The organism is Sphingomonas dokdonensis, from assembly GCF_002197685.1.
In the GTDB taxonomy this organism is placed as follows: Bacteria; Pseudomonadota; Alphaproteobacteria; order Sphingomonadales; family Sphingomonadaceae; genus Sphingomonas; species Sphingomonas dokdonensis.
Map to the genome: position 1 here is coordinate 486,973 of NZ_NBBI01000001.1, position 22,381 is coordinate 509,353.

General features: G+C 63.1%; 16 protein-coding genes and 1 riboswitch. Of the genes, 5 read left to right on the plus strand and 11 right to left on the minus strand.

Translation table 11 applies throughout. From position 1 onward, the window contains the following. The first annotated feature begins 229 nt into the window (after positions 1-229). Together SPDO_RS02345 and SPDO_RS02350 are read left to right on the plus strand one after the other, a co-directional pair. Positions 230-3,202: a TonB-dependent receptor gene (locus SPDO_RS02345; protein WP_088365818.1), complete on the plus strand. Its 2,973-nt coding sequence runs from the start codon at positions 230-232 to the stop codon at positions 3,200-3,202. Positions 3,203-3,440: 238 nt separating this feature from the next. Then, a complete protein-coding gene (locus tag SPDO_RS02350; RefSeq protein WP_088365819.1) occupies positions 3,441-4,157 on the plus strand; it encodes a TetR/AcrR family transcriptional regulator in 717 nt (238 codons plus the stop codon). A gap of 55 nt (positions 4,158-4,212) precedes the next feature. On the opposite strand, the gene SPDO_RS02355 is transcribed toward SPDO_RS02350, so the two are convergent. From SPDO_RS02355 to SPDO_RS02375, 5 genes are all read right to left on the minus strand, one after another. Next, the gene (locus SPDO_RS02355; RefSeq protein ID WP_088365820.1) at positions 4,213-5,877 is read right to left on the minus strand and encodes an alkaline phosphatase D family protein; all 1,665 of its coding nucleotides are present in this window, start codon (positions 5,875-5,877) and stop codon (positions 4,213-4,215) included. Between the two features lie 12 nt (positions 5,878-5,889). Beyond that, positions 5,890-8,253, minus strand: a complete 2,364-nt coding sequence (locus tag SPDO_RS02360; RefSeq protein WP_088366332.1) for a TonB-dependent receptor — start codon at positions 8,251-8,253, stop codon at positions 5,890-5,892. A gap of 118 nt (positions 8,254-8,371) precedes the next feature. Next, positions 8,372-9,460, minus strand: a complete 1,089-nt coding sequence (locus SPDO_RS02365; protein ID WP_088365821.1) for an NAD(P)/FAD-dependent oxidoreductase — start codon at positions 9,458-9,460, stop codon at positions 8,372-8,374. Next, entirely contained in the window at positions 9,439-10,128 is a 690-nt protein-coding gene (locus SPDO_RS02370) for a methyltransferase domain-containing protein (RefSeq protein ID WP_088365822.1), read from the minus strand. Before SPDO_RS02370 ends, SPDO_RS02365 begins: the two co-directional genes overlap by 22 nt. Next, complete coding sequence (locus SPDO_RS02375) at positions 10,125-11,183, minus strand: type III polyketide synthase (RefSeq protein ID WP_088365823.1); 1,059 nt, start codon at positions 11,181-11,183, stop codon at positions 10,125-10,127. Before SPDO_RS02375 ends, SPDO_RS02370 begins: the two co-directional genes overlap by 4 nt. 151 nt (positions 11,184-11,334) lie before the next feature. On the opposite strand from SPDO_RS02375, the gene SPDO_RS02380 reads away from it, so the two are divergent. Together SPDO_RS02380 and SPDO_RS02385 are read left to right on the plus strand one after the other, a co-directional pair. Beyond that, positions 11,335-11,556 carry a DUF1328 domain-containing protein gene (locus tag SPDO_RS02380; RefSeq protein ID WP_425441909.1) on the plus strand — a complete coding sequence of 74 codons (222 nt, stop codon included), beginning with the start codon at positions 11,335-11,337 and terminating at the stop codon, positions 11,554-11,556. An 11-nt stretch (positions 11,557-11,567) separates the two neighbouring features. Beyond that, positions 11,568-12,662, plus strand: coding sequence for an AI-2E family transporter (locus SPDO_RS02385; protein WP_088365825.1), 1,095 nt, complete (start codon positions 11,568-11,570; stop codon positions 12,660-12,662). A gap of 28 nt (positions 12,663-12,690) precedes the next feature. Here SPDO_RS02385 and SPDO_RS02390 read toward each other — a convergent pair whose 3' ends face one another. The 5 genes from SPDO_RS02390 to SPDO_RS02410 form a co-directional block, all read right to left on the minus strand. Then, positions 12,691-13,710: a glycosyltransferase family 4 protein gene (locus tag SPDO_RS02390; RefSeq protein WP_088365826.1), complete on the minus strand. Its 1,020-nt coding sequence runs from the start codon at positions 13,708-13,710 to the stop codon at positions 12,691-12,693. Beyond that, positions 13,707-14,624, minus strand: coding sequence for a UDP-2,3-diacylglucosamine diphosphatase (locus SPDO_RS02395; RefSeq protein WP_088365827.1), 918 nt, complete (start codon positions 14,622-14,624; stop codon positions 13,707-13,709). The genes SPDO_RS02390 and SPDO_RS02395 overlap by 4 nt, the downstream gene beginning before the upstream one ends. A 155-nt stretch (positions 14,625-14,779) precedes the next feature. Continuing rightward, positions 14,780-15,763 (minus strand): SDR family oxidoreductase, encoded by a 984-nt coding sequence (locus tag SPDO_RS02400; RefSeq protein WP_169716231.1) that lies wholly within the window; start codon positions 15,761-15,763, stop codon positions 14,780-14,782. Between the two features lie 89 nt (positions 15,764-15,852). Next, positions 15,853-16,878, minus strand: a complete 1,026-nt coding sequence (locus SPDO_RS02405; protein ID WP_211279975.1) for a methionine synthase — start codon at positions 16,876-16,878, stop codon at positions 15,853-15,855. 29 nt (positions 16,879-16,907) lie between these two features. Then, on the minus strand, positions 16,908-17,891 hold the full coding sequence (locus SPDO_RS02410; RefSeq protein WP_088365829.1) for a putative oxygenase MesX: 984 nt from the start codon (positions 17,889-17,891) through the stop codon (positions 16,908-16,910). Between the two features lie 129 nt (positions 17,892-18,020). Continuing rightward, positions 18,021-18,240, minus strand: a riboswitch (cobalamin riboswitch). 267 nt (positions 18,241-18,507) lie between these two features. On the opposite strand from SPDO_RS02410, the gene SPDO_RS02415 reads away from it, so the two are divergent. Next, entirely contained in the window at positions 18,508-21,111 is a 2,604-nt protein-coding gene (locus tag SPDO_RS02415; protein WP_245829005.1) for a PAS domain-containing protein, read from the plus strand. A gap of 41 nt (positions 21,112-21,152) precedes the next feature. On the opposite strand, the gene SPDO_RS02420 is transcribed toward SPDO_RS02415, so the two are convergent. Then, entirely contained in the window at positions 21,153-22,313 is a 1,161-nt protein-coding gene (locus SPDO_RS02420; RefSeq protein ID WP_211279976.1) for a CaiB/BaiF CoA transferase family protein, read from the minus strand. Between the last annotated feature and the right edge of the window lie 68 nt (positions 22,314-22,381).

Consider the following 22,381-nt stretch of genomic DNA (forward strand, 5'->3'; position numbering starts at 1 on the left):
TCCGGACATGATGTCCGCTTCTACAAATCCCATTAAATGAATGAGATTCGCTGCTTAGGGAAAAGCTGTTTGTAGCAGTTGGTCACGTACCATTTCGACTTTGACGGATACGTCCATAATATTGTCATTATTGTGGCTTGACGGCGCGGCATCGGCGGCGCAGCTTTGGATTGCAAAACGAAAACCGTAGACTGGTTCAAGCCGGCACGGTCCTTTGGGGAGGATTGCAATGCATAAAACCAGCTTGCTTGGCGCAACTGCAATGGCGCTCGTTGCGCTCTCGCCGCAACTAGCGGCGGCGCAGTCCGCCCCAGCAGATGCAACGGCAACACAGGGCGCACAGCCGGCGCAAACAGAAACTACTACCCAATCGTCGAACAACGTAGGATATGCTGCGGACATCATCGTCACGGCGCAGCGCCAATCGCAAACGCTGCAGGAAGTGCCGATCGCGGTAAGTGCATTTTCCGCTGCTGCGCTCGAAGCGCAACAGATCGACAATGCTTCCGATCTTCAGTTGACCTTGCCCAACGTCACCTTTTCGAAAGGTAACTTCTCAGGGGCGAGCTTTACCATCCGCGGTATTGGCGATCTGTGCGTCGGCATTTCCTGCGACGCGGCGACTGCTATTCACCTGAACGGCTCGCCGCTGCTGGCCACCCGCATTTTCGAAACGGAATATTTCGATCTCGAACGCGTCGAGGTGCTCCGCGGTCCGCAAGGCACGCTGTTCGGGCGTTCGGCATCCTCGGGCGTGGTGAACTTCATCACGGCCAAGCCGCGGACCGATCGTTTCGCCGCCTCAGGCGAGGCGGAATACGGCAATTACAACTCGATACGCGGCAAGGCGATGATCAACGTGCCGCTGGGCGACACGCTCGCAGTGCGCTTGGCGGGCTTCTACTTGAATCGCGACGGTTACACGCTGAACACCTTCAACAACAGCCGCATCGACGGCCGCGACATGTACTCTGTGCGCGGGTCCATCCGTTGGGAGCCCTCGATCGACACCTCCGTCGATTTTCTGGCGTCTTACTTCAAGGAAAACGACGATCGCCTCCGTATTCAGAAGCAATTGTGCCAGACCGATCCGACCGGTGTGCTTGGGTGCTTGAACAATCGCCGTGACGGAGGGCGAACCAACACCAACTCCACTTTCACCGGCACGCTGGGTAGCCGCGAGTTCCTGTCGATCGCCTTTGCCAGCCCAGCACTCGGCAATGCCTTCGGCCTGGGCAGCCTTTACGGGCAGGACGGCTATGCGGGAAACCCGGTGCTGAACGATCCGCGTGAAGTATTTACCGCGTTCACGCCGACCTACAAGACGGATGAACTGACGCTGCAGGGGCGGATCGAGCATAATTTCGGGCCGATGAAGGCGCAACTGACCGGCTTCTACCATGAAACGACGGTTGACTCGTCACAGGATTATAACCTTGGCGTCAGCAATCGCTCCCTAATTCAGCCGACCCTCAACACGCTGTCGGCAGCCGCGGCAGGCGCGTTGCCCGGGCTTCCGGCGGCCTATTTCCAGCCGATCGCACGCGCGCTGATTCCGAACGGCCCGCAGGGCGATCTGTGCACCTCATTGCCGGAGAAATCGGGTTTGGGGGTCTACGGCGGGTTCAGCCGCTGCGGACCGATACCGAGTGCCTATGATCGCTCGGTTCAACGGACGCGGGATTGGTCAGCCGAGGCGATCATTTCCTCTGATTTCGACGGGATTTTCAACTTCCTGCTCGGCGGCATTTACGTCGATGCCAAGGTTCGGGACGGCGACTATTATGTCAACGCGTTCGCGATCGACTACGTGGCCGGTATTCTCGGAACGATCGGTGCACTGGGTGCCGGGCGAGCACCCGAGTTCTCCGCGACGCCTTTCTTCCGCAGCAACACCGACCTGTTCCGGCTCAAATCATACGGTATCTTCGGCGAAACCTACTTCGACTTTTCGGACAAGCTGAAGCTGACGCTCGGCGCACGGTACAATAACGATAAGAAGTTCGTTCGCTCTCGCTCGACCCTGGCAAGCTTTGGCGTACCGTACACACAGACCGGTAGCGCATTCGATGCGCCGCGCGCTGCGCTGTACGACGCTGATCCGGTGATTGCGGATATCCAGCCCTATGCGGTGCGTGAACGTACGTTTGACGAGATTACCGGACGCGCCGTGGTCGATTACAAGATCACTGATGACAATCTACTCTACGCGTCTTATTCACGCGGCTACAAATCGGGTGGCTTCAATCCGCCGGTGCAGGTGCCCGGCCTGACAGTTCCCGACGCTTTCCAGCCAGAGATCATCAATGCGTTCGAGATCGGATCGAAAAATACGTTCGCCGATGGGGCACTGACGCTCAATCTTACTGGCTTCTATTACAAGTACAAGGGCCTGCAACTCAGCAGAATTGTGGCAAGAACGTCGATCAACGATAATATCGATGCCGATATCTGGGGCGTCGAGCTGGAATCCATCGTTCGACCCGGTCCTGGCTGGGCCATCAACTTCGGTGCAAGCTACCTGAACACAAAGGTGACGTCGGACGCACCGTTCATCAATCAGCGGGACGTCTCCGGGGGTAATCCGAATACCGTCATCATCAAAGACATCGGAAACGGATCGAACTGCGTTGTCCGTGCCAATGCCGGAGGTCCGGCCACAGCGCAGGCTTTTGTTGCCGGGGTCAACTCGGCGCTCGGCCTGCGCGGGCCCGCGGCATTCCCGGGCGACGCTAATCTGGGTGCGGCAACCGGCGCGTTCGGCCTTTGCTCGGTGCTGACCGGCGCATCCGCTGGTACCGCCGGCGCAATTACGGTGCTGGAAGGGATCGGGGTCAGCCTGAAGGGCAATGAATTGCCGCAGGCACCCGTGGTCAAGTTCTCGGCCGGTGTCCAGAAGACGTTCGACTTTGCGAACGGTATGAGCCTGGTTCCCCGTGCCGACCTCACCTACACCGGGGATAGTTACGGCAACATCTTCAACGGTCGGATTAATCGTATCGAGGGTTACGAGCAGGTGAATGCCCAGATTCAGCTGAACGGCATGGATCAACGCTGGTTCGTCCGAGGCTTCATCCAGAACCTGTTCGACAACAATGCGACAACGGGTCTTTACCTGACCGATCAATCTTCGGGCCTGTTTACCAACATTTTCACGTTGGAACCGCGGCGGTATGGTATCGCAGCGGGGTTCAAGTTCTGAAGACCATCAAGGCCGGCCTGCGATCGCAAGCCGGCCTTTCCGACAGCGGGACGGCTGTGCGGGGCTTTGATCGTACCCGTCATGGAGCGTGGCAGTAGCAGCGCGACGCGGGTAGTCGACATACAGGCGTGAAACCTCGTCCGAGACTTCGCGCAACGCGAGCCCCCACGCTGACCTCGACGTGTCAATATGTGCCCCGCGCTGTCGCGGCGCAGCGGGCCTGCAAATCGGGGCTGGCATGACCAAGACGGATAAACGCTCCTCGCCACATCATCCGATGGCGAAGCAGCACAATGCAACCATGGATCGGATCCTGGATGCTGCCGAAGAGCTTTTCTCACAACGCGGCATCGATCAGGTGATGCTTAAAGACGTTGCGGAGCACGTCGGCGTTCACAGCTCGCTCCTGCGCTATTACGTGCGTGACAAGCAGGATCTTTTCCATGCCGTGCTCGATCAGCGCACACCGCTGACCAGTGAGCGCCGGCTGGCAGCCTTGAACCGTTATGAGCAGGAACATGCGGGCGATCTGACGATCGAGGGCGTCTTGCATGCGTACCTCGACGCCGAACCCGCGAACGGGCGATTGGACGACCGGGGCTGGCGCCACTTTGGCGCGCTCGGAGCGCGAGTAACCGCCGCTCGCACCGGCGGAGAGGCGTTGCTCGATGCCTATTTCGAACCGGTGATGGTGCGGCTGATCTGCCTGCTGAGAAAAGCGCAGCCTTCGTGTCGAACAGAAGACATATTGTGGAGCTGCCACTTTCTTTCCGGGGCGCTCGCCATCACGCTCGCGGGCGTCAGGCGAAGCGGCGCCAAAACGAATAACAACTGCTTCAACTATGATCTGCCCGACGCCAAAAATCGCCTGATAGCAGTGGCTGCGGCTGGGCTGCGCGATGCTCACCTCAGCCGCAACGGTGCGCGCGCGACTCCACGTCGTTCAGCAGGCTGACCAGCCAGCGCCGATGCGCTGCAAGCATCGGTGCCGGCCCCGCAGCACCTATACTTCAGGTAAGAGCTGTACGGGACCCTGCAACAAGTTCGTGGCGGGACGCGATGCGCCGCTCGAACGGTTTGGCGAAGATCGTGGAAACGGCAATATGCTCCGCGACCATCCGCTCAGGGGTTAGGCGAACAAGCGTATAGCCCTTCATGTTCTGATCGCAGAACACCACTTCGCGGTTCGTCGCGGCAAGGGTGGCGCCAAGCCCCGGCAAAATCGAGCCGTAGGAGGGGCTTGTGATGGCAGTGGCTCCAAACTCTGTCGCGACCAGCGCGCCGGCATCGTCATAAAGGTTGTTCGTCCAGGCCGCATGGCTGTCGCCCGACAGCACGATCGGCTGCGTGCGAGCCCGGCGGAAATTGGCGTACAGGCGCGCCCGGGCGGCGGGATATCCGTCCCACGCGTCGAGGTTGAACGGCAGGCCCGCGCGATAGCTCAGAACCGCCTGCTGCATCCTGTCGCGGAATGCCGCCGGAAGGCCCGCCAGCATCGCCGCGAGCTTCCCGCCATCGTCAATTTGCTCGGGATCGGGGCCTGCGACGCGCGCCATGATCACCTGATTGCCCAAGAGCTGCCATGGCTTGCCGGCCTGAACCGAGCGGGCGAGAACATCTTCTAGCCAGCGTTGCTGTTCCCCGCCGAGCAGCTCGCGGTCGGGCCGGGCACGTTGCGCCAGCGCCGCGCCGAACTGCTCCGGACCGGGCGCGCTGCCTTTCGGTGCGACCTGTTCGGATCGGGCGAGGAGCCGCGTCTCCATCATCGCCAGCGTCGCAAGGTTGCCGAACTCGAAGCTGCGGTAGATCGCTGCCCGCCCGAGCTTGCGCCGGGACTCGCGGATCGGCATCCATTCGAAATACGCCTGCATCGCGACAGCCTTGCGTACCTCCCAGCTGCCCTCGGTCGTGGGATCATGATTTTCCGCACCGCCGACCCAGCCGTCGTTGGCGACCTCGTGATCGTCCCACACGCAGATGAACGCCGCGCGCGCGTGCGCCGCCTGCATATCGGGATCATTTTTCACCTGAGCGTGGCGGCGGCGATAATCCGCCAGTGAGACGATCTCATGCGGGGGATCAGGCAGGCGGCCGAGCTTCTTGCCGATGTCGCCGCCATATCCCTCGGCACCGTATTCGTAGATGTAATCGCCCAGGTGAACGACCGCATCGATCCGATCCAGCGCCGCGATGTCAGCATAAGCGTTGAAGAGCCCGCCGGGGAACAGCTGGCACGAGACGGCGGCTAGCACCACGTCCTCTACCGCGCCGACGGGCAAGGTGCGAAAGCGACCTGTTGGTGACCGCTGTCCTGCCGGCGTGGTGAACCAGAACCAGTAATCGTGTCCTGCCTGAAGCCCCGTCGCCTCCACCTTCGCGGTATGGTCTGCGGCAGCGCGCGCGAGAACGCGGCCGCTTTTCACCGGCTTGCCCTCTGCGGAGGTCGCGACGTGCCATGTCAGTGCCACCTCGTCGATCGGCTGCGCGGGGGTCACGCGGGTCCATAGCACGGCACCGTCCGCCGCCGGATCACCACTCGCCACGCCATGCTCGAATGCCGATGCTGGCGTTTCCTGCGCCTCCAGCGTGGCGGGCAGCGCAAGCGCTGCTCCGCTGCCGATCAGTGCCAAGGCGCCACGCCGCCCCATCACCGCTTTGCCTGTTTTTTCCGTCATCAGTCGATCCGATCAGAAACGGGCGGTCAGCTGAGCGCCGTAGAAGCGCGGCTCGCCCGGGATAAAGGTTGGCACGCTGAAGCTGCCGCCGGTGTTGCCGGCATCGAGCAGAAAGTCCTCATTGAAGGCATTGCGCAAGAAGGCTGATAGCTCGAAGCGATCCTGACCAAAGCTGACGCCGGCGCGGACGTTCACCAGCGTCACCGGACCCTGCGAGATTTCAGGCCGATTGGGCAGTTCGAAAAAGATCGTGCTGCGATGCGTGATGCTGGGGGTGGCGAACAGCCGAACGCCGTCGCTGATCGGCGCGTCGATGGTGAAGCCGCCCGCCGCCTGCCATTCTGGTTGCAGTCGGAAGCGCGCCCCGGAGAACTGCGGGGCAAAGCTGCTGTTCTTGTCGACGCCGCCATCGATCCAGCCGACGTTGCCGAACAGGCTAAGCCAGCGCGTCGGCTTCACGTTCAGCTCCGCCTCGACGCCCAAATTGCTCGCCGTGCCGGCGCTTTGCGTAAGGCTGGTGCCGTTGGGCTGAAGCACGCTGACCTGGAAGCCATCGTATTTCTGGTAGAAGACGCCAAGCGACCCGGACACCTTGCCTAACGCCGCCTTGATGCCGCCTTCGTAGTTCCAGACGACTTCTTCCGGCACCAGTTGGCGGTTCGCGACGGGGCGACCGCCGACCCGCGCGGCGTTCAGCTGAACGACCGGCGATCGGCGACCTTTCGAGATCGTGCCATAGACGTTCACCTCCGGTGTCAGTCGATATAGCGCGTTGAAGCGGGGCAGCACGGCCGCGTAGCTTTGCTCGGCAGTGAAGGTCTGGCCCGCCGTATCCACCTGCCCAGGCACCAGCGAGAGCGCCAGGCTCGGCAGGCCGGCGAGAAGCTGCGCTCGCAGCGGGGCGGGCAGCAGTCCCGGCAGCACGGGCACCGGCACATTGGCGAAATAGCCGGAGCGACGCTTTTCGATCAGAACCCGAACGCCGGCGGTCAGCTCAAGCTTTGGCGTCGGGATCCAAGTGGTGTCGGCGAACACCGAATAGCTGTCGTTCTTACCTTGGTTTTCGAACACCGAGGCATAGGGTATCTGCGTCAGCGCACCGCCCGTCAGCGTGGGTGTGGCCTGTGCCGCCGTCACCACGCCGCTGGCGTTGACGCAGCCTAGCGGCAAGGCGCGTGTCAGGCACTGGATGAAGGTGCCTTCTTCAGACGAGAAAGGCACGTTTTGCGAATTGTCTTCAAGAAAAACGTTCCAGCCGAACGAGGCGCGCCAGCTCGGATCAACATAGGTGAAGCGACCTTCGTGGCTGGCCTGCCAACCTTTCGCGATCTCGGCGAATTCAAGCCACCAAGCGGCGGAACCGTCGGCGTCGAACACCTCACGGCTGTCGAAATTGCGATAGCCATTGACGGTGGTGAAGTTCCAGTTGTCGGCAAAGTCGTAGCTGATGGTCAGATTGCCATCGTACACCTTGCGGTTGAGGCCAAGCTGGTCGTTACCGAGCACCTGCGCGGAGAGGGGTGAGCCGCCAAGGTTCGCATTGCCGAAGGGGTTGCCCGGACCATCCTCCGTCGGCAGCGCGCGCGAGATGAACGGTGTGCCGCCATTGTCCTGACGGTCGAACGTGCCGATCAGGTCGACGGTAAGGTCGTCCGTCGGCGTGTAGCGCAGGGACGCGCGGATGCCGAGCTGATCCTGTGCATACAGATCGCGTTCCTGGCGCGGCGACAGGTTCTTGACGTAGCCGTCGCGCGTCTTCCACTCGAACGCGACGCGAGCCGCCAAGACATCCGACCCGCCGTTCACGTAGCCGGACAGCAACGTCTGATCGAAGTTCCCGTAGCCTGCTGTCAGCGCACCGGAAAAGCCGGGGCGTGGGCGCGCGGAGGTCAGGCTGATCGCACCGACCGCCGAGGCCGTGCCGAAGAGCGTCGCCTGTGGTCCCTTGATGACCTCTACGCGCTCAAGATCGTAGATCGCCTGGTACGAGCCGCGTGAACGCGAGATGTCGACGCCATTATAATAAAGCGTCACGCGTGGCCCCTGCTGCGACGAGCCGGAGTCCGACGTGATGCCACGAATGACGATACCGGGATTGTTGGCGCTTTGCTCCTGAATGTTCAGGCCGGGAATGTAGTTCGACAGCTCGTCCAGATCGCCGACGCCCAACTCACTGATGCGCTGACCCGTGACGGCCGAAATGGTGATCGGCACGTCCTGCGCGCGCTGCTCGATCTTCTGCGCGGTGACGATGATGTCATTGCTGTCGCGCGGGTCCTCGGTCGGCGTGGCACTCGGGTCTTGCACGGATGCTTGAGCAAATGCGGGCGCGGCCAGGAACGATGCGGAAGTAAGAAGCGCAGCGGAAAGCGGAATACGTAGCACGAGATCCTCCAATGACCTGGCGGTCAGTAGAGGCTTGCGGCGTCATCGGCATGACGAGGATGCGACGCTGCTGTGACACGCGGCAAGATTGTTGATCCGCTGTTCGCCCTCAAACTCTGGTCGCGCGGGCGAGCAGGGGAAGAAGGGCGGGCGCGCGGCGTGCCAAGTGGACAGCCATTGCGGCGAGCCACGGTTGCTCGCCCGCATGCCAGGCCAGTGACGCGATCTTGACCGGTCGGTGCAATCGAGCGGCGAAGCGCCGCTGAAAAGATTGTGCAGCTGCGGAACCGCCGCTTTGATAGGCCTCCGCAGCCGCCATACCGCTGGCCGTCGCGATCGCCATTCCTTCGCCGGCGAGCGACGGGATGACCCCGGCCTGATCGCCGAGCCGAAAGACGCCCGGTAACGCTGTGGTCGCGCGCCAGCCGTATGGAACGTTCGCCACCGCATCGATCGGGCTGTTAGGCATGCGCAGCGCGAGGCGCTCACCAAGCAGAGGTAGTTCGGCGCCAAGTTCATGAAGCAGCTTCTCGGGGGTGCCGGCTGACTGCAATCGCGACCGCCGCACGGCCATGCACAGGTTGCCGCTGCCATCCTCTTGCCTGACCAGCCCGGCGTAGCCGTCGCGCGTCAGGTGCAGCTCGATTGCGTTGCCGACTAGTCGATCCAATGCCGAGCCAGGCAACAGGCGCACCCGCAGTCCAAGCGTCGGATCGTCGCCGCGCGCTTCTGCAGGGCGCGCCAGGCCGCGCGTGTCATGCTTGCCACTAGCGAGGAACAATGCTTCCGCGTCGATCTCGGCGCCATCCTCAAGCCTTGCGACGCTTCCGTCAATCGCACGCACGCCAATACCGCGCTCGATTCTTGCGCCGGCTTTGGCCGCATGCGCCAGCATCAGGCTGTCCAGCCTGAAGCGGGAAGCGGCGCGAGCGGGGGCCGGAAGCGGCGCCTCGGCCATGCCGTCGCGTGTCAGCAGCCGAACATGGGTGATGCAATTCGGATTGAGCGCGGCCCCTTCGATCCCGAGGCGTTCGAGCATGGCAAGCATGTGCCAGCTCATAAACCCGCCGCACAGCGCATCACCCGTCTCGCGCGTTCGTTCGATTAGGAGGTGCGGCATACGCGATCGCGCCAGGCATATAGCCAGGCTGGCGCCTGCCGGTCCGCCGCCGACGATCAGCGCAGGCGTTCGACGCATAGCCGAAATGGGAAATTGCGCTGGATGCTCGCGTCAGAAATGCCGACTTCGGCCAGCAGTTCCTGCCAATCTGCCGGTCGAAACGATCGCGCGATCGACATCGTGCCGTCGTGGCGTACCATGGGGTGCCAACGGGCAAGGCGCGCCAGCAGCGGAAAGCCGCGATAGGCGAAGGTGTGTCGCAGAAGATCGTTTACGAACCAGCCGATTGCAGCATGGGCCTCCATAAAGCGAAGAAAGGCGATCAGCTGCTCGCGGGTCATGTGATGCGCGACGAGGCTGGAAATGATCACATCCCATGGTTGATCCGCTAGGTCGGCGTAATCTCCGGTGAGCCAACGTATTGATGAGCCTGAGGGCGTATGCTCGCGTGCCGCCGCTTCGCTGCGCGGGTTCAGATCGACCCCGACGAGATCGACGGCAAGACCCCGTCGCGCAGACCAGCGCTCGATTCGGCGGAGCATGTCGCCGTCGCCGAAGCCGACGTCCAAGATGCGCAGTCGGGAGCGACCGCGGGCGGCGCGGCCCAGAAAAGCGAGGGTAGGTCGCGGCGCGAGCGTGACGGTGTTTACGCGCGCAAGATCGGCGACGACCGCGGCATAAACGGCGGGATCGAGATCGTCGGCATCCATCAACTCATCGGCGTGGAGCCTCGTGGCGAGGGTCACGTCACGCTCGCAAAGCGGAAGCCTTCGGCCGCGAGCCCCGGCCCGAAGGCAAGCGCAACACCTTGCCGGATGGGCAGCCCATCGAGCAGCCGAGCCAGAACGAACATCAGCGTGGAGGACGACATGTTGCCATTCTCCCACAATGTCTCTCGAGAGGCTGCCAACGCCTGCTCGGGCACGTCAAGCGATCGCTCAACGGCGTCAAGGATCGAACGGCCGCCAGCGTGAACCGCCCACCCGTCTATGTCCGCTGGCGGCGTGCCACCCGTGATGGCGCGTACGAAGTCCCGATCGGCCAGCGCCGCAGCTATCCTGCCCGGCACTTCTCCCGACAGGTGCATGGCGAACCCATGATCGGTGACGTCCCACCGGATCAGCTCTGCGCTATCGGGCAGGGTGGTTGCGAAGGTTGATCCGAGCGCAAAGCCGCTTTGGTCGCCGGTGACGAGCGCCGCCGCGGCGCCGTCGCCGAACTGAAGCATGGCCAGCAATGCTTCAAGATCGCTGGTCGCTTGAAGATGCAAGGTGGAAAGCTCGACCGTCACCACGAGCACCTTGGCGCTCGGTTCGGAGCGCACGATGTGCCGGGCCGTTCGCAGCGCCGCGACGGCCGCATAGCAACCCATGAAGCCGATCAGGGTCCGCTCGGTCGACGGCGGCAGGCCGAGTTTTGCGGCAACGATTTGGTCGATGCCCGGCGCAACGAAGCCGGTGCAGCTTGCCACCACCAGATGCGTGACCCCGTCGAGCGACTGTTTTGTTGCAAGATCGTCGATTGCGCGCAGTGCGAGAACAGGCGCTGCCTGGGCGTAAATGGCCATGCGGGTAGCGGTGCCCGGCCAGCGATCGGCCTCGTACAAGCCCGTCGCGGCCGTGGGATCCAGACCCTCCGGCAGCACCGACCAGCGGTGGGTGATGCCGGCACGCTTCGCCATTCGGTCAAACAAAGCCGCCTCCCGCGTTCCGGCCAGCCGTCGTCGCGCCCATGCGATGAAGAATTCATGGACGTCGAGCGGTGGAACTGCCGTTCCGATCGCATGTAGATAGGCGGTCAAACGTCCTCACAGGCAAGCTTACCAAACCACAACGCTCGCGCGGGCGTGATGGAACCGAGTGCCACCGAAAATTCGCAATAAAGTTGTGCGGGTTCTCATTTGCCGCGCGAACTGATCGGTCTGAGCGGACCTAACGCCTATCCGCCACGTTGTGCTCGCGATTGACGGCCATGCCGCTGCAACGAAAAGGGGAAGACGCGTGCTTAAGGGCGCTGCCATATTCGCGGTTATCGCGCTGATTTGCTGGGTGCTTGGCTTTGGCGGTCTTGCCGGGGCCGCGTGGGGTGTGGCGAAGATCCTGTTCTGGATTGCCGTGGCGATCGCGGTCGTGCTCGCGGTGCTTGGCCTCACGATCTACAAAAAAGTGACATGAGGAACCGGGCCATGCCGAATAGCGCGGTCTTGGCGGGCGACCAGCCCGGCCACGAGCCGGTACGCAATCGCTCGTTCAGCCAAGCGCAGGTCGCCGCGACAACCGTAACCGTGATTGCCGTTCTGGGCGTCGCCTGGCTTTTGACGACGCTGACCGACTTCCTGCTGATGGTGTTCGCCGCTTTGGTGCTTGCAGTGATTTTCGACACCATGACCGGTGCGGTTCAACGTTTCACCGGCATCAAGCGCGGCTTTGCACTGACGCTGTCGGTGGTCGCCTTGCTTGCGGTCTTCGCCAGCGTGTTCACGTTGTTCGGCACGCAATTGACTGGTCAGTTCGATACTATTCGCGACAGCATTCCACGCGCGATCGAACAGGTACGCGGATTGCTCGATCGGGTAGGCCTCGGTGCGCCGGCGCGCGACGCGCTTCAGACCGGTACCGGGGATGTCTCCAAATTCGTGTCGCAGGTCGGCGGCTATGCAGTCACGGTGGGGAACGGCGTCGCGAACTTCGTTCTGATCTTCGTCGGCGCCATCTTCATCGCCAGCGACCCCAAAGTGTATCGACGCGGCTTGTTGCTGCTAATTCCTCAACAGGCAGAGGCAACGGCGGAGTCGGCTTTGGATGACGCATCCCGCGGCTTGCGCGGTTGGATGGTCGGCCAAGCTGTGTCCTCGCTGGTCGTGGCTGTACTTACCTGGGGTGGACTGACGCTTCTGGGGGTGCCGGCGTCGGTCGGGCTTGGCCTGATTGCAGGCTTGCTCGATGTGATTCCGATGGTCGGCCCGATCATCTCGGGGGTTCCTGCGGTGCTGCTGGCGTTTACCGTGTCGCCCGCAACTGCATTGTGGACGGTGATCCTGTTTCTGCTGGTTCAGCAGCTCCAGGGCAATTTTCTGCAGCCGATGATTCAGAAGCATGCGGTGAACGTACCCCCCGCGGTTTTGCTGTTCTCGGTAGTTGCTGCCGGGCTGCTGTTCGGCTTCATGGGCGTGCTGCTGTCCGCGCCGCTGACGGTGGTGATCTTCGTTCTTGTTCAGCGCATCTATGTTAGCGCCCTGTTGAAGAAGGACATCAAGGTCGCTGGGGAAGATGAAAGCTGATGGGCAGCAGAGCTGGGCGCTCAAGTCGTCAGGCAGCTTGGGCGACCCCGCGTGTGATCAGTCCATCAAGAAACTGCTCAGTCGAGCGAGCCCAGCTGAATGCCTGGCCGATCGCGGCGCAGGTGGCGCGATCACGGGTCAGTGCGGCCGAGATGGCTAGTTCAATCATATCGTGCAGCGCGCCGGCTTTCGGGGTAACGACGTCGAGCGGTCCGGGGACGGGATAGGCGGCGATCGGTGTGCCGCTCGCCAGCGCCTCGATCATAACCAGCCCGAACGTATCGGTTCTGCTGGGGAAGACGAAGACGTCGGCACTGCGGTAAGCCGCGGCGAGCCGGTCGCCGTACAGCGGGCCGAGGAACAGTGCATCCGGCCAGCGGCTCCTCAGGGCCGCCAGCGAAGGGCCGTCGCCGACTACGACCTTTGTGCCGGGTGTGCGCGCCGCGAGAAATGCCTGGATGTTCTTCTCCGGTGCAATCCTGCCGACGTGAAGCTGGATCGGCCGTGGCAGGTCGGCAAGCTCGGGCAGTGGGGCGCCCTCCGGGCTGAAAAGCTGCACGTCCACGCCGCGGCTCCACCGGTGGCAGTGCACGAGCCCCTGTGCGTGTAGCTCCGCCTCCAGGGACGATGTCGCGACCAGGATGCGGGCGGCTGGATGGTGGAAGCGCCGTAGCGCGCCCCAGAAGAGGCTGGTGGGCAGGCCGGTGCGAACCGCGAGATAGTCAGGGAAGCGGGTGTGAAAGGAGGTCGAGAACGTCCGGCCGCGTTCCAGGCACCAGTGGCGTGCAGCCCAGCCCAAGGGTCCCTCGGTGGCGATGTGGATGGCGTCTGCGTCGGCGTGGTCCAGCGCGCGGGTCACGCTGCGCCGGGGGGACACCGCCAGCCGGATCTCGGGATAGCTGGGGCAGGGGATGGTACGAAAGGCGCCCGGTGTGATCGGCAGCACGTCGTGCCCCATATGGCGCAACTGGTCGGCAGTTGCCGTGAGGGTGCGGACGACGCCGTTTACCTGCGGCGCCCAGGCATCGCTGATGAGCGCGATCCTCATGCCGGCACCGCCACGATTGCCGGCGCACGGCGAGCCGTGACGGTCTGTTCACGGTGCTGCTCTGCCCAGTCTATGATCGAGAGCGTGCCATCCGCCGTTTCGACCAGCGCCGTGCAGCTTTCCACCCAATCACCGTCGTTGTAATACGTGATATCGCCAAAGCGGCGGATCTCGGCGCAGTGGATGTGCCCGCATACGACGCCATCGACGTGACGCTCGGCCGCGGCATGCGCAAGCGCCTCTTCGAAGCGCGAAATAAAGGCGACGGCATTCTTGACCCGCCGTTTCATGTGCGCGGCGAGCGACCAATAGGGCAGGCCAAACCTGCGGCGAACCCAATTTACCGACCGATTGCTCTTCAACAGCAACGTATAAGCATGATCGCCAAGAAAGGCGAGCCAGCGCTGATAAAGCACGACATTGTCGAACTGATCGCCGTGGATCACCAGCAGGCGGCGGCCGTCAGCAGTGACGTGGATGTCTTCGTCAAGCAGTTCGATGCCGCCGAACTCAAGACCCGTATAGTCGCGGAAATGCTCGTCATGATTCCCGGGAATGTAAATGACGCGGGTGCCATGTTTGGCCATCTTGAGGATGGCGCGCACCACATCGTTATGGCTTTGCGGCCAGAACCAACCCCGGCGTAGTGCCCAGCCGTCGACAATATCGCCGACCAGATACAATGTGTCGCATTCGTGACTTTTCAGAAAGTCGAGGAGGAGCGTTGCATTGCAGCCGGCAGTTCCGAGGTGAAGATCGGAGATGAAGATCGTGCGATAACGCGTGCGGCGGCGTTCACTTTCCGAGGTATCGTCATCATCGGTCAGCCAACGAGGCAAAGTGGCGGGCGCCCCGAACGAAATATCATGGCCGTGCGCGCGCGCGACTTGGGGAAAAACAGCTTGGCTGGCCATCACTCTTCTCCGGACAATAGTTCACGGATCGCGTTGATGGTCACTCCGATTAGTGGATGTGTGCGTCTTTTCCATGGAGGTGACGTGACACTGAGGTTGCAAGCCGACCTTCAAGTGTCACGTACCATGCGGCTTGTACACGCAACCGAAGCGCGTCAGCCAGGTTGGCCGTTGCCGCCCGTTGCGCCAAAGACCTGGCCGGTGGAGAAGCTGAGCGCCGGATCGGCAGCGGCGACGTAAAGCGCCGCGATTTCCGCTGGTTGGCCGGGCCGACCAAGCGGCGCGGACTCGCCGAAGGTGCGTTGCTTCTCGGGCGTGGCACCGCCGCTGACCTGAAGCGGCGTCCAGAATGGTCCCGGCGTGACCGCGTTGACGCGGATGCCGCGCGACGCGAGCTGCTTTGCCATGCCTTTGGTGAAGTTCAGCACGGCAGCGCGGGTCATCGCATAGTCCACAATATCTTTCGACGGGTCGCCTGCCTGTTCAGACGACGTATTCACGATGACAGCGCCAGATTCCATGCGCTCCAGTGCCGCCTTCGTCAGCCAGAAGGGCGCATAGACATTGGTCTTCATCGTGTCGTCGAAGTCCTGGCTGGAGATATCGGCGATGCCGGGGCGCGTTTGCTGGCGCGCGGCATTGTTGACGAGGATGTCGAGGCCGCCGAGTTGCGTTGCTGCCTGCTCCACGAGCGTGCGGCAAAAGCGTTCGTCGCGAAGATCGCCTGGAATGGCGACGGCCTTGCGCCCTTCCGCCTTGATCAACGCAATAACTTCGCGGGCGTCGGGTTCCTCTGCGGGGAGATAGTTGATGGCGACGTCGGCACCTTCGCGCGCATAGGCGATCGCTGCGGCGCGGCCGATGCCACTGTCGCCGCCAGTGATCAGCGCTTTCTTGCCCGCCAGCTTGCCCGAACCGCGATAGCTTTTCTCGCCATGATCCGGGCGCGGATTCATCTTGGAGGCAAGGCCTGGCCAAGGCTGGCGCTGAACCGGAAAAGGGGGCTTGGGATAGGCCGCTGCCGCGGCAGTAGTGGCCGCTTTCGGGTCCTTTTTGGCCTGTGCGGCGGCAGCAGTGGCCGTTGCTGCCGTCAGTGCGGCCGCGCCGGCGACAAAGGTACGACGATCGGTTTCGGACATCGGTGAGCTCCAGATGGGTAAGGTTGAAGCGCTTGCCGACGATGGCTGTTCCACCGGGGCGACGCCGGCCCCGGTGGCTCGTCTGCCTTTTACGAGAGAAGCTCTTGCCTGACGATCGACGCACCGTCCGCCAGCGCCTTCAGCTTGCCGCGTGCGACGTGGCGGGCAAGCGGGGCCAGTCCGCAGTTTGTGGCCGGATACAGCTTGTCCGCATCGACAAAGCGGAGTGCGGCGCGCAACGTCTGTGCGACCTGATCCGGTGTCTCGATCGCGTCCGTCGCGACATCGATGGCGCCGACCATCACCTTCTTGCCCCTGACCAGCGCGATCAAGTCCATTGGCACGCGGGAGTTCTGGCACTCGAGAGAAATGATGTCGATGGTCGAACGCTGCAGGTTGGGAAAGGTGCGCTCATACTGGCGCCATTCGCTGCCAAGCGTCTTCTTCCATTGGGTGTTGGCTTCGATGCCATAGCCGTAGCAGATGTGGACGGCCGTTTCCGCGCGCAGCCCCTCGGCCGCGCGTTCAAGCGTGGCGATCCCCCAGTCGTTCGCTTCGTCGAAGAAGACGTTGAAGGCGGGTTCGTCGAACTGGATGATGTCGACGCCGGCGGCCTCCAACTCGCGTGCCTCCTGGTTGAGGATGGTGGCGAACTCCCAAGCGAGCTTTTCGCGGGTGCGATAATGCGCGTCGTACAGGGTATCGATCATCGTCATCGGACCGGGCAGCGTCCATTTGATCGGCTGATCGGTCTGCGCGCGCAGGAAAGCGGCGTCTTCCACGAAGACCGGCTGCGGACGCTCCACCGCGCCGACCACCGTTGGCACGCTGGCATCGTAGCGATCGCGGATGCGGACCGTTTCGCGCTTTTCAAAGTCGACGCCGGCGAGATGCTCGACGAAGGTGGTGACGAAATGCTGGCGCGTCTGCTCGCCATCGCCGAGGATGTGGATGCCGGCGCGGCGCTGATCGTCGACAGCCAGCCGGAGCGCGTCCTGCTTGCCGGCGACCAGGTCGTCGCCCGTCAGCCGCCACGGCGCCCAGAGCGTGTTCGGTTCGGCCAGCCAGGCGGGCTTGGGCAGGCTGCCCGCGGTCGTGGTCTGCAACAATGTCATGGATTTGAAGCCTTTTCGGTCGGAGACGGTCAGAGCGGGCGCGCTGCGGCCCATTGCGCGAGCATCGCGCCGTGCGGGCGGATGAAATGATCTTCGGCGAACTTGCCTTGTTCGATCGCAAGCATGCTGCGCTCTTCGCGATCGTAGGTGATGCGGGTGAGCGAATAGTCCTGGAAGGTCAGGCTGGGCTGGTATCGTTCGGCCGCGACCGAATTGGCGTTGTAGATTTCCGGCCGATAGATTTTCTGGAACGTTTCCATCGTGCTGATGGTGCTGGCGAGCTCAAGGCTGGTGTAGTCGCGCGCGAGGTCGCCGATGTGGTAGAAAGCGAGCGGTGCGACGGCGTGTTTCGGCATGAAATAGCGCACCTTCATGCCCATCTTCGCGAAATAATCGTCGGTGATGGAGGGAGCCTCCGCGCGATATTCCACCCCAAGCATCGGATGCTCATTGGCGATGCGATGATAGCATTTGCTGCTTGATACGCTGAGGCAGATGATCGGCGGCTTCGGGCAGGTGTCGCGATAAACCTTGGATTGCAGCAGGTGCTTGAAGAGGGTGCCATGTAGGTCGCCAAACCCGGCGGGAGTGCCGCCGCCTGCATTCTCCTTCAGGTGATTGAGCAGCAGGACGCTGAAGTCGTAATCGCGCAGATAGGATGAGAAGTTGTTGCCGATTACGCCGGCGATCCGCTCGTTGGTGCGGCGATCAACAACCGTGGTTTGCAGCATCTCGATGATCGGAAAGGATTGAACAACCGCATCGTCGGCAAGGTTGACCGAGACGGACTGTATGGTGAGTTCCACCGCGTAACGGTCCCCGGCGGCGTTGTCCCAGTCGACGAGGGAATTAAAGCGATTGGCAATCATCCGCAGCGTGTTGCGCAGATTTTCCTTCCGATCGGCGCCGCGCGCCAGATTGGCGAAGTTGGTGGTTATGCGCGTGTTGTCGGCAGGTTGGTAATGTTCGTCAAAGGCGATGCTGCTGATCGAGAAAGTGAGGTTGCTGTCCATCTGGCCTTACCTGCTTTGAACGGGCAGAGGCCACAGGAGGAGCGCGCACGATCTCGCCTGGCGCAAACGACGGTGGCATCGCGCACGCCTGCTTCAAGCGCGATCCACCGGAGGAACCCCCGTCCGAGGAACGTTATCGCGTCAAAGGCAGGTCTCCTGGCTTGCGGGTCATCACGGTGGCTCCGGCCTTCCCAAGTGCCGTGCGGGCACTCAGTGACACGAGATGGAGCCGCCGCTCGCCACTTACAGTTGCGGGGGCAGCGCCGGACTTTGCTCAAGAGCAGCACCGGCTTCCCGTCTTAGCCCCGCCGCCATGCCTGGGACGGGGAACCTTGACATGGGGATTGGACAGCATCTCGCGTCGTGTGTCAAGCGCGATATAAAGATATCTTTATATCGTTATGGTGTGCTTTCCGGTGGGTTCGAAGGTGCCATCGCGGCCGACACGGCTGCTTCGCGACAATTCCGGGGGCGCGAGGTACGATGCCTGTGGAAGACGGTCGCGACACTGTCGCCGTTCGTGCTTTGATCCGGTTTTCTTGGTACATTTTTTCGCTATTTGCCTTATGCAGTGAGCAGCAAGGCTGGCCCAGGCGCCGCTTGAAAAGGAGCGTTTTTGTCGGACCCGACCCATAGCAATCGCCCTTCCGACCAAAGCATCGCGGATGACGAGCGGATTGCGGGGGAGTTGGGGGGGCTTCGCGCCACCGATCCATTCGTTGCCGCCGTGCGTGCGACACGCATGCCGATGATCATCACCAATCCCCGGCTGCCTGATAATCCGGTGGTTTTTGCCAACGCATCCTTTTGTCGCCTGACCGGCTACACCCGCGAAGAGATCGTCGGCCGCAACTGTCGTTTTCTTCAGGGGCCGGATACCGACCCGGCAACGACGCAGGCGTTGCGCGATGCGGTCGCGAAGGTCGAGCCGATAGAAACAGACATTCGCAATTACCGCAAGGACGGCGAGCCGTTCTGGAACCGCCTGTTGCTGGCACCCGTCTTCGATGTCGACGGCAAGCTGGTATATTTCTTCGCCAGTCAGGTCGACGTGACGCTGGAACGCGAGCGCCTGTCCGGGCTGGAGCGCCACAATGCGGCGCTCATGGCGGAGGTGACGAACCGACTGCGGGTGCAGCAGGAGCGCGACCGCGAACTGGCGCTGGCGCTGAAGGCCGGTGGGTTCGGCACCTGGAGCTTCGAGCTTGCGACCAAGGCGCTGACCGCATCGGACGAGTGCAAGGCGCTGTTCGGGCGTGATCCCGAACAGCCGTTCACCTATGAAGACAGGATCGAGGCGATCCATCCCGACGATCGCCTGCGCGCCCGAGCGGTATTCGAGAACGGCGATCAGCGGCAGGAGCATTACGAGGAATATCGCGTCATCTGGCCAGATGGCTCGATGCACTGGATCTCGTCACGCGGGCAGCCGTTCCTTGATGCGGACGATCAGCCGATCCGCGTTGCCGGCGTGTCGATGGACGTCACGACGGTCAAGCGGGCCGACCTTAAGCGACGCGCGCTGGCGCGGTTGAACGAGCTGTTTCGCGATCTCGATCAAAGCGCCGACATCTCTTATGTCGCGGCGGAAATCCTGGGGCAGACACTGGGTGTCAGCCGCGCGGGTTACGGCCTGGTCGATCCGGTGAACGAAACGATCACGATCGAGCGGGACTGGAATGCGCCCGGCGTCAGTTCGATCGCCGGGACGCTCGCATTTCGCGAACACGGCTCGTACATCGAAGACCTGAAGCGCGGCGACACGGCCGTGGTGAACGATTCACGCCTCGATCCACGTACCCGCGATAACAGCGCGGCGCTGGAAGCGATCAACGCGCGATCGTTCATCAACATGCCGCTGACCGAGCAAGGCGGGTTCGTGGCGATGATCTTCGTCAACGATCATGCGCCGCGCGGCTGGTCGGAGGATGATGTCGCCTTTGTGCGCGAGGTGGCCGAGCGGACGCGGGATGCGGTAGAGCGGCGGCGCGCGGAGCGGGAGCTGGCCGAGCTTGCGGAATCGCTCGAGCGGCAAGTGGCGGAGCGAACCGCGGAGCTGGTCGCGGCGGAAGAGGCGCTGCGGCAGAGCCATAAGATGGAAGCGGTGGGGCAGCTGACCGGCGGCATCGCGCATGACTTCAATAACCTGCTGACCGGCATCAGCGGCAGCCTGGAGATGATCCAGCTGCGATTGTCGCAAGGCCGGGGCGCGGATGTCGATCGCTATGTCGACGCAGCGCAAGGCGCGGCGCGGCGGGCGGCGGCGCTGACGCACCGGCTGCTGGCGTTCAGCCGGCGCCAGACGCTCGATCCGCGGCCGACCGATGCGAATGCGCTGATTGCCGGGATGGAGGAGCTGGTGCGGCGGACCGTTGGGCCGGCGATCCAGGTCGAGACGTCGCTAGCGCCGGATCTCGGGTCGACATTGGTGGATCCGAGCCAGTTGGAAAATGCGCTGCTGAACCTGTGCATCAATGCGCGCGACGCCATGCCCGATGGCGGGCGGATCATGATCGAGACGCACAATCGCTTTGTCGATGCGCGGTCCGGGCGCGGGCGCGATCTCGATCCGGGCGCCTATGTCTGCCTGTCGGTGAGCGATACGGGTACGGGCATGCCGCCCGAGGTGATCGCCAAGGCGTTCGAGCCGTTCTTCACCACAAAGCCGATCGGCAGCGGGACCGGGCTGGGCCTGTCGATGATCTATGGATTTGCGCGGCAATCGGGCGGGCAGGTGCGGCTGCATTCGGAAGCTGGCGCCGGCACGACCGTCACGATCTATCTGCCCCGCAACGCGCAGGCGGCGGAGCATGACGCGGCACCGGCCAAGCTGTCCGAAGCGCCGCGCGCGCAGGGCGGCGAGACGGTGCTGGTGGTGGATGACGAGGAGTCGATCCGCATGCTGGTGACCGAAACGCTGGAGGATCTGGGCTATGTCGCGATCGAGGCGGGCGATGGGCCGGCGGCGCTGAAGCTGCTCAATGCCGATCGCCGGATCGACCTGCTGATCACCGACGTCGGCCTGCCTGGCATGAACGGACGCCAGCTTGCCGATGCGATCCGCACTCAACGGCCCGAGCTGAAGGTGCTGTTCATCACCGGATATGCGGAAAACGCAGTGCTGAACCACGGCCATCTGGAACCCGGCATGCACGTGATTACCAAGCCGTTCGCCATGGAAGCACTGGCGTCGCGCATCCGCGAGGTGATCGCGGGTTAGGGCGGAGGACGCGGGCGTTTGCCGCCGCGTCCTCCGGTTCGTCAGTTGGACGCCGCGAGGCCAAGCTCCGCACGGATCGCGTCGCCATCGGCGTTGAGCGCCGGCGCGAGGCGCGCTGAGGGCGTGTGGCGTTCGAAGTCGATCGGTGTGGCGGGCAGGCGGATGGCCGAACCGTCGGCGGCGGGCGCATCGACGTAGCAGCCGGCGGCCAGCGCCTGCGGATCGCGCGTCGCCTGTGCCACCGACTGGACGGGGCCGAAGATCAACTTTTCGGCCTCGAGCGCCGTCTGCACCTCGGCCCAGGTCATTGCGCCGAACGCCTGGTCGAGCAGCGCGACGAGCGCGGGGCCATTCGCCCGGCGATCGCGCACGCCGGTGAAGCGCGCATCCTCCAGCAGCGCCGGCTGGCCGATCGCGCGCGCAATGCGCGGCCAGTCGCCCGAGCCCTGCCGGGGCACCATGACAAACCACTGATCGTCGGCGGTCTTGAAGAAGTTGTTGAGCGGATTGACCGCCTCAGGCCGCGCCTTGGTGGAGGCCAGCTTGTTCATCTGAAGCTGGATCGCGTGCTCGCACGAGGCGGCGTAGATGCCCATGCGCAGCAGGGATGTTTCGAGCTTCTGCCCCTCGCCGGTGCGCTGGCGGTGGAACAGCGCGCCCATGATCCCGGCCACTAGGCCCATCGCCGCCATGTGATCGCCGATGCCGGTGCGCAGTTGCGCCGGATCACCGCCCTTTACCGTGCCGAGCGAGCACAGGCCCGAGCGCGCCCAGAAAGCAGTGATGTCGAAACCGGGCTTGTCGGCCTCGGGCCCTGCGCTGCCATAGCCGGTGAAATTGGCGAAGATGAGATCGGGCTTGATCGCCTTCAACTGCTCCCAGCCCAGGCCCAGACGATCAAGGCTGGCGGGGCGGGTGTTGGTGACGAACACGTCGGCGGTGGCGACCAGGCGGCGGAGCACCTCGGCATCGTCGACATTGGTGAGATCGAGCGCGACCGAGCGCTTGCCGCGATTGTCGTTGTCGAAAACGCGGTTCTCGGCATCCTCCAGCCCAATCGAGCCGAAGAACTGGCGGAATGGGTCGCCGGCGGGTGGTTCGACCTTGATGACCTCCGCGCCCCAATCGGCAAGAATGCCGCACGCCCCGGGACCGGCTACATAGCTGGCGAGCTCAACGATCCGAATGCCCTGCAACATCATCCATCTCCTTTGGTGCGGCGATCGGCTGTCGCCGCCATCAACCATGTCGTCACCTGGCGCACCGGCCA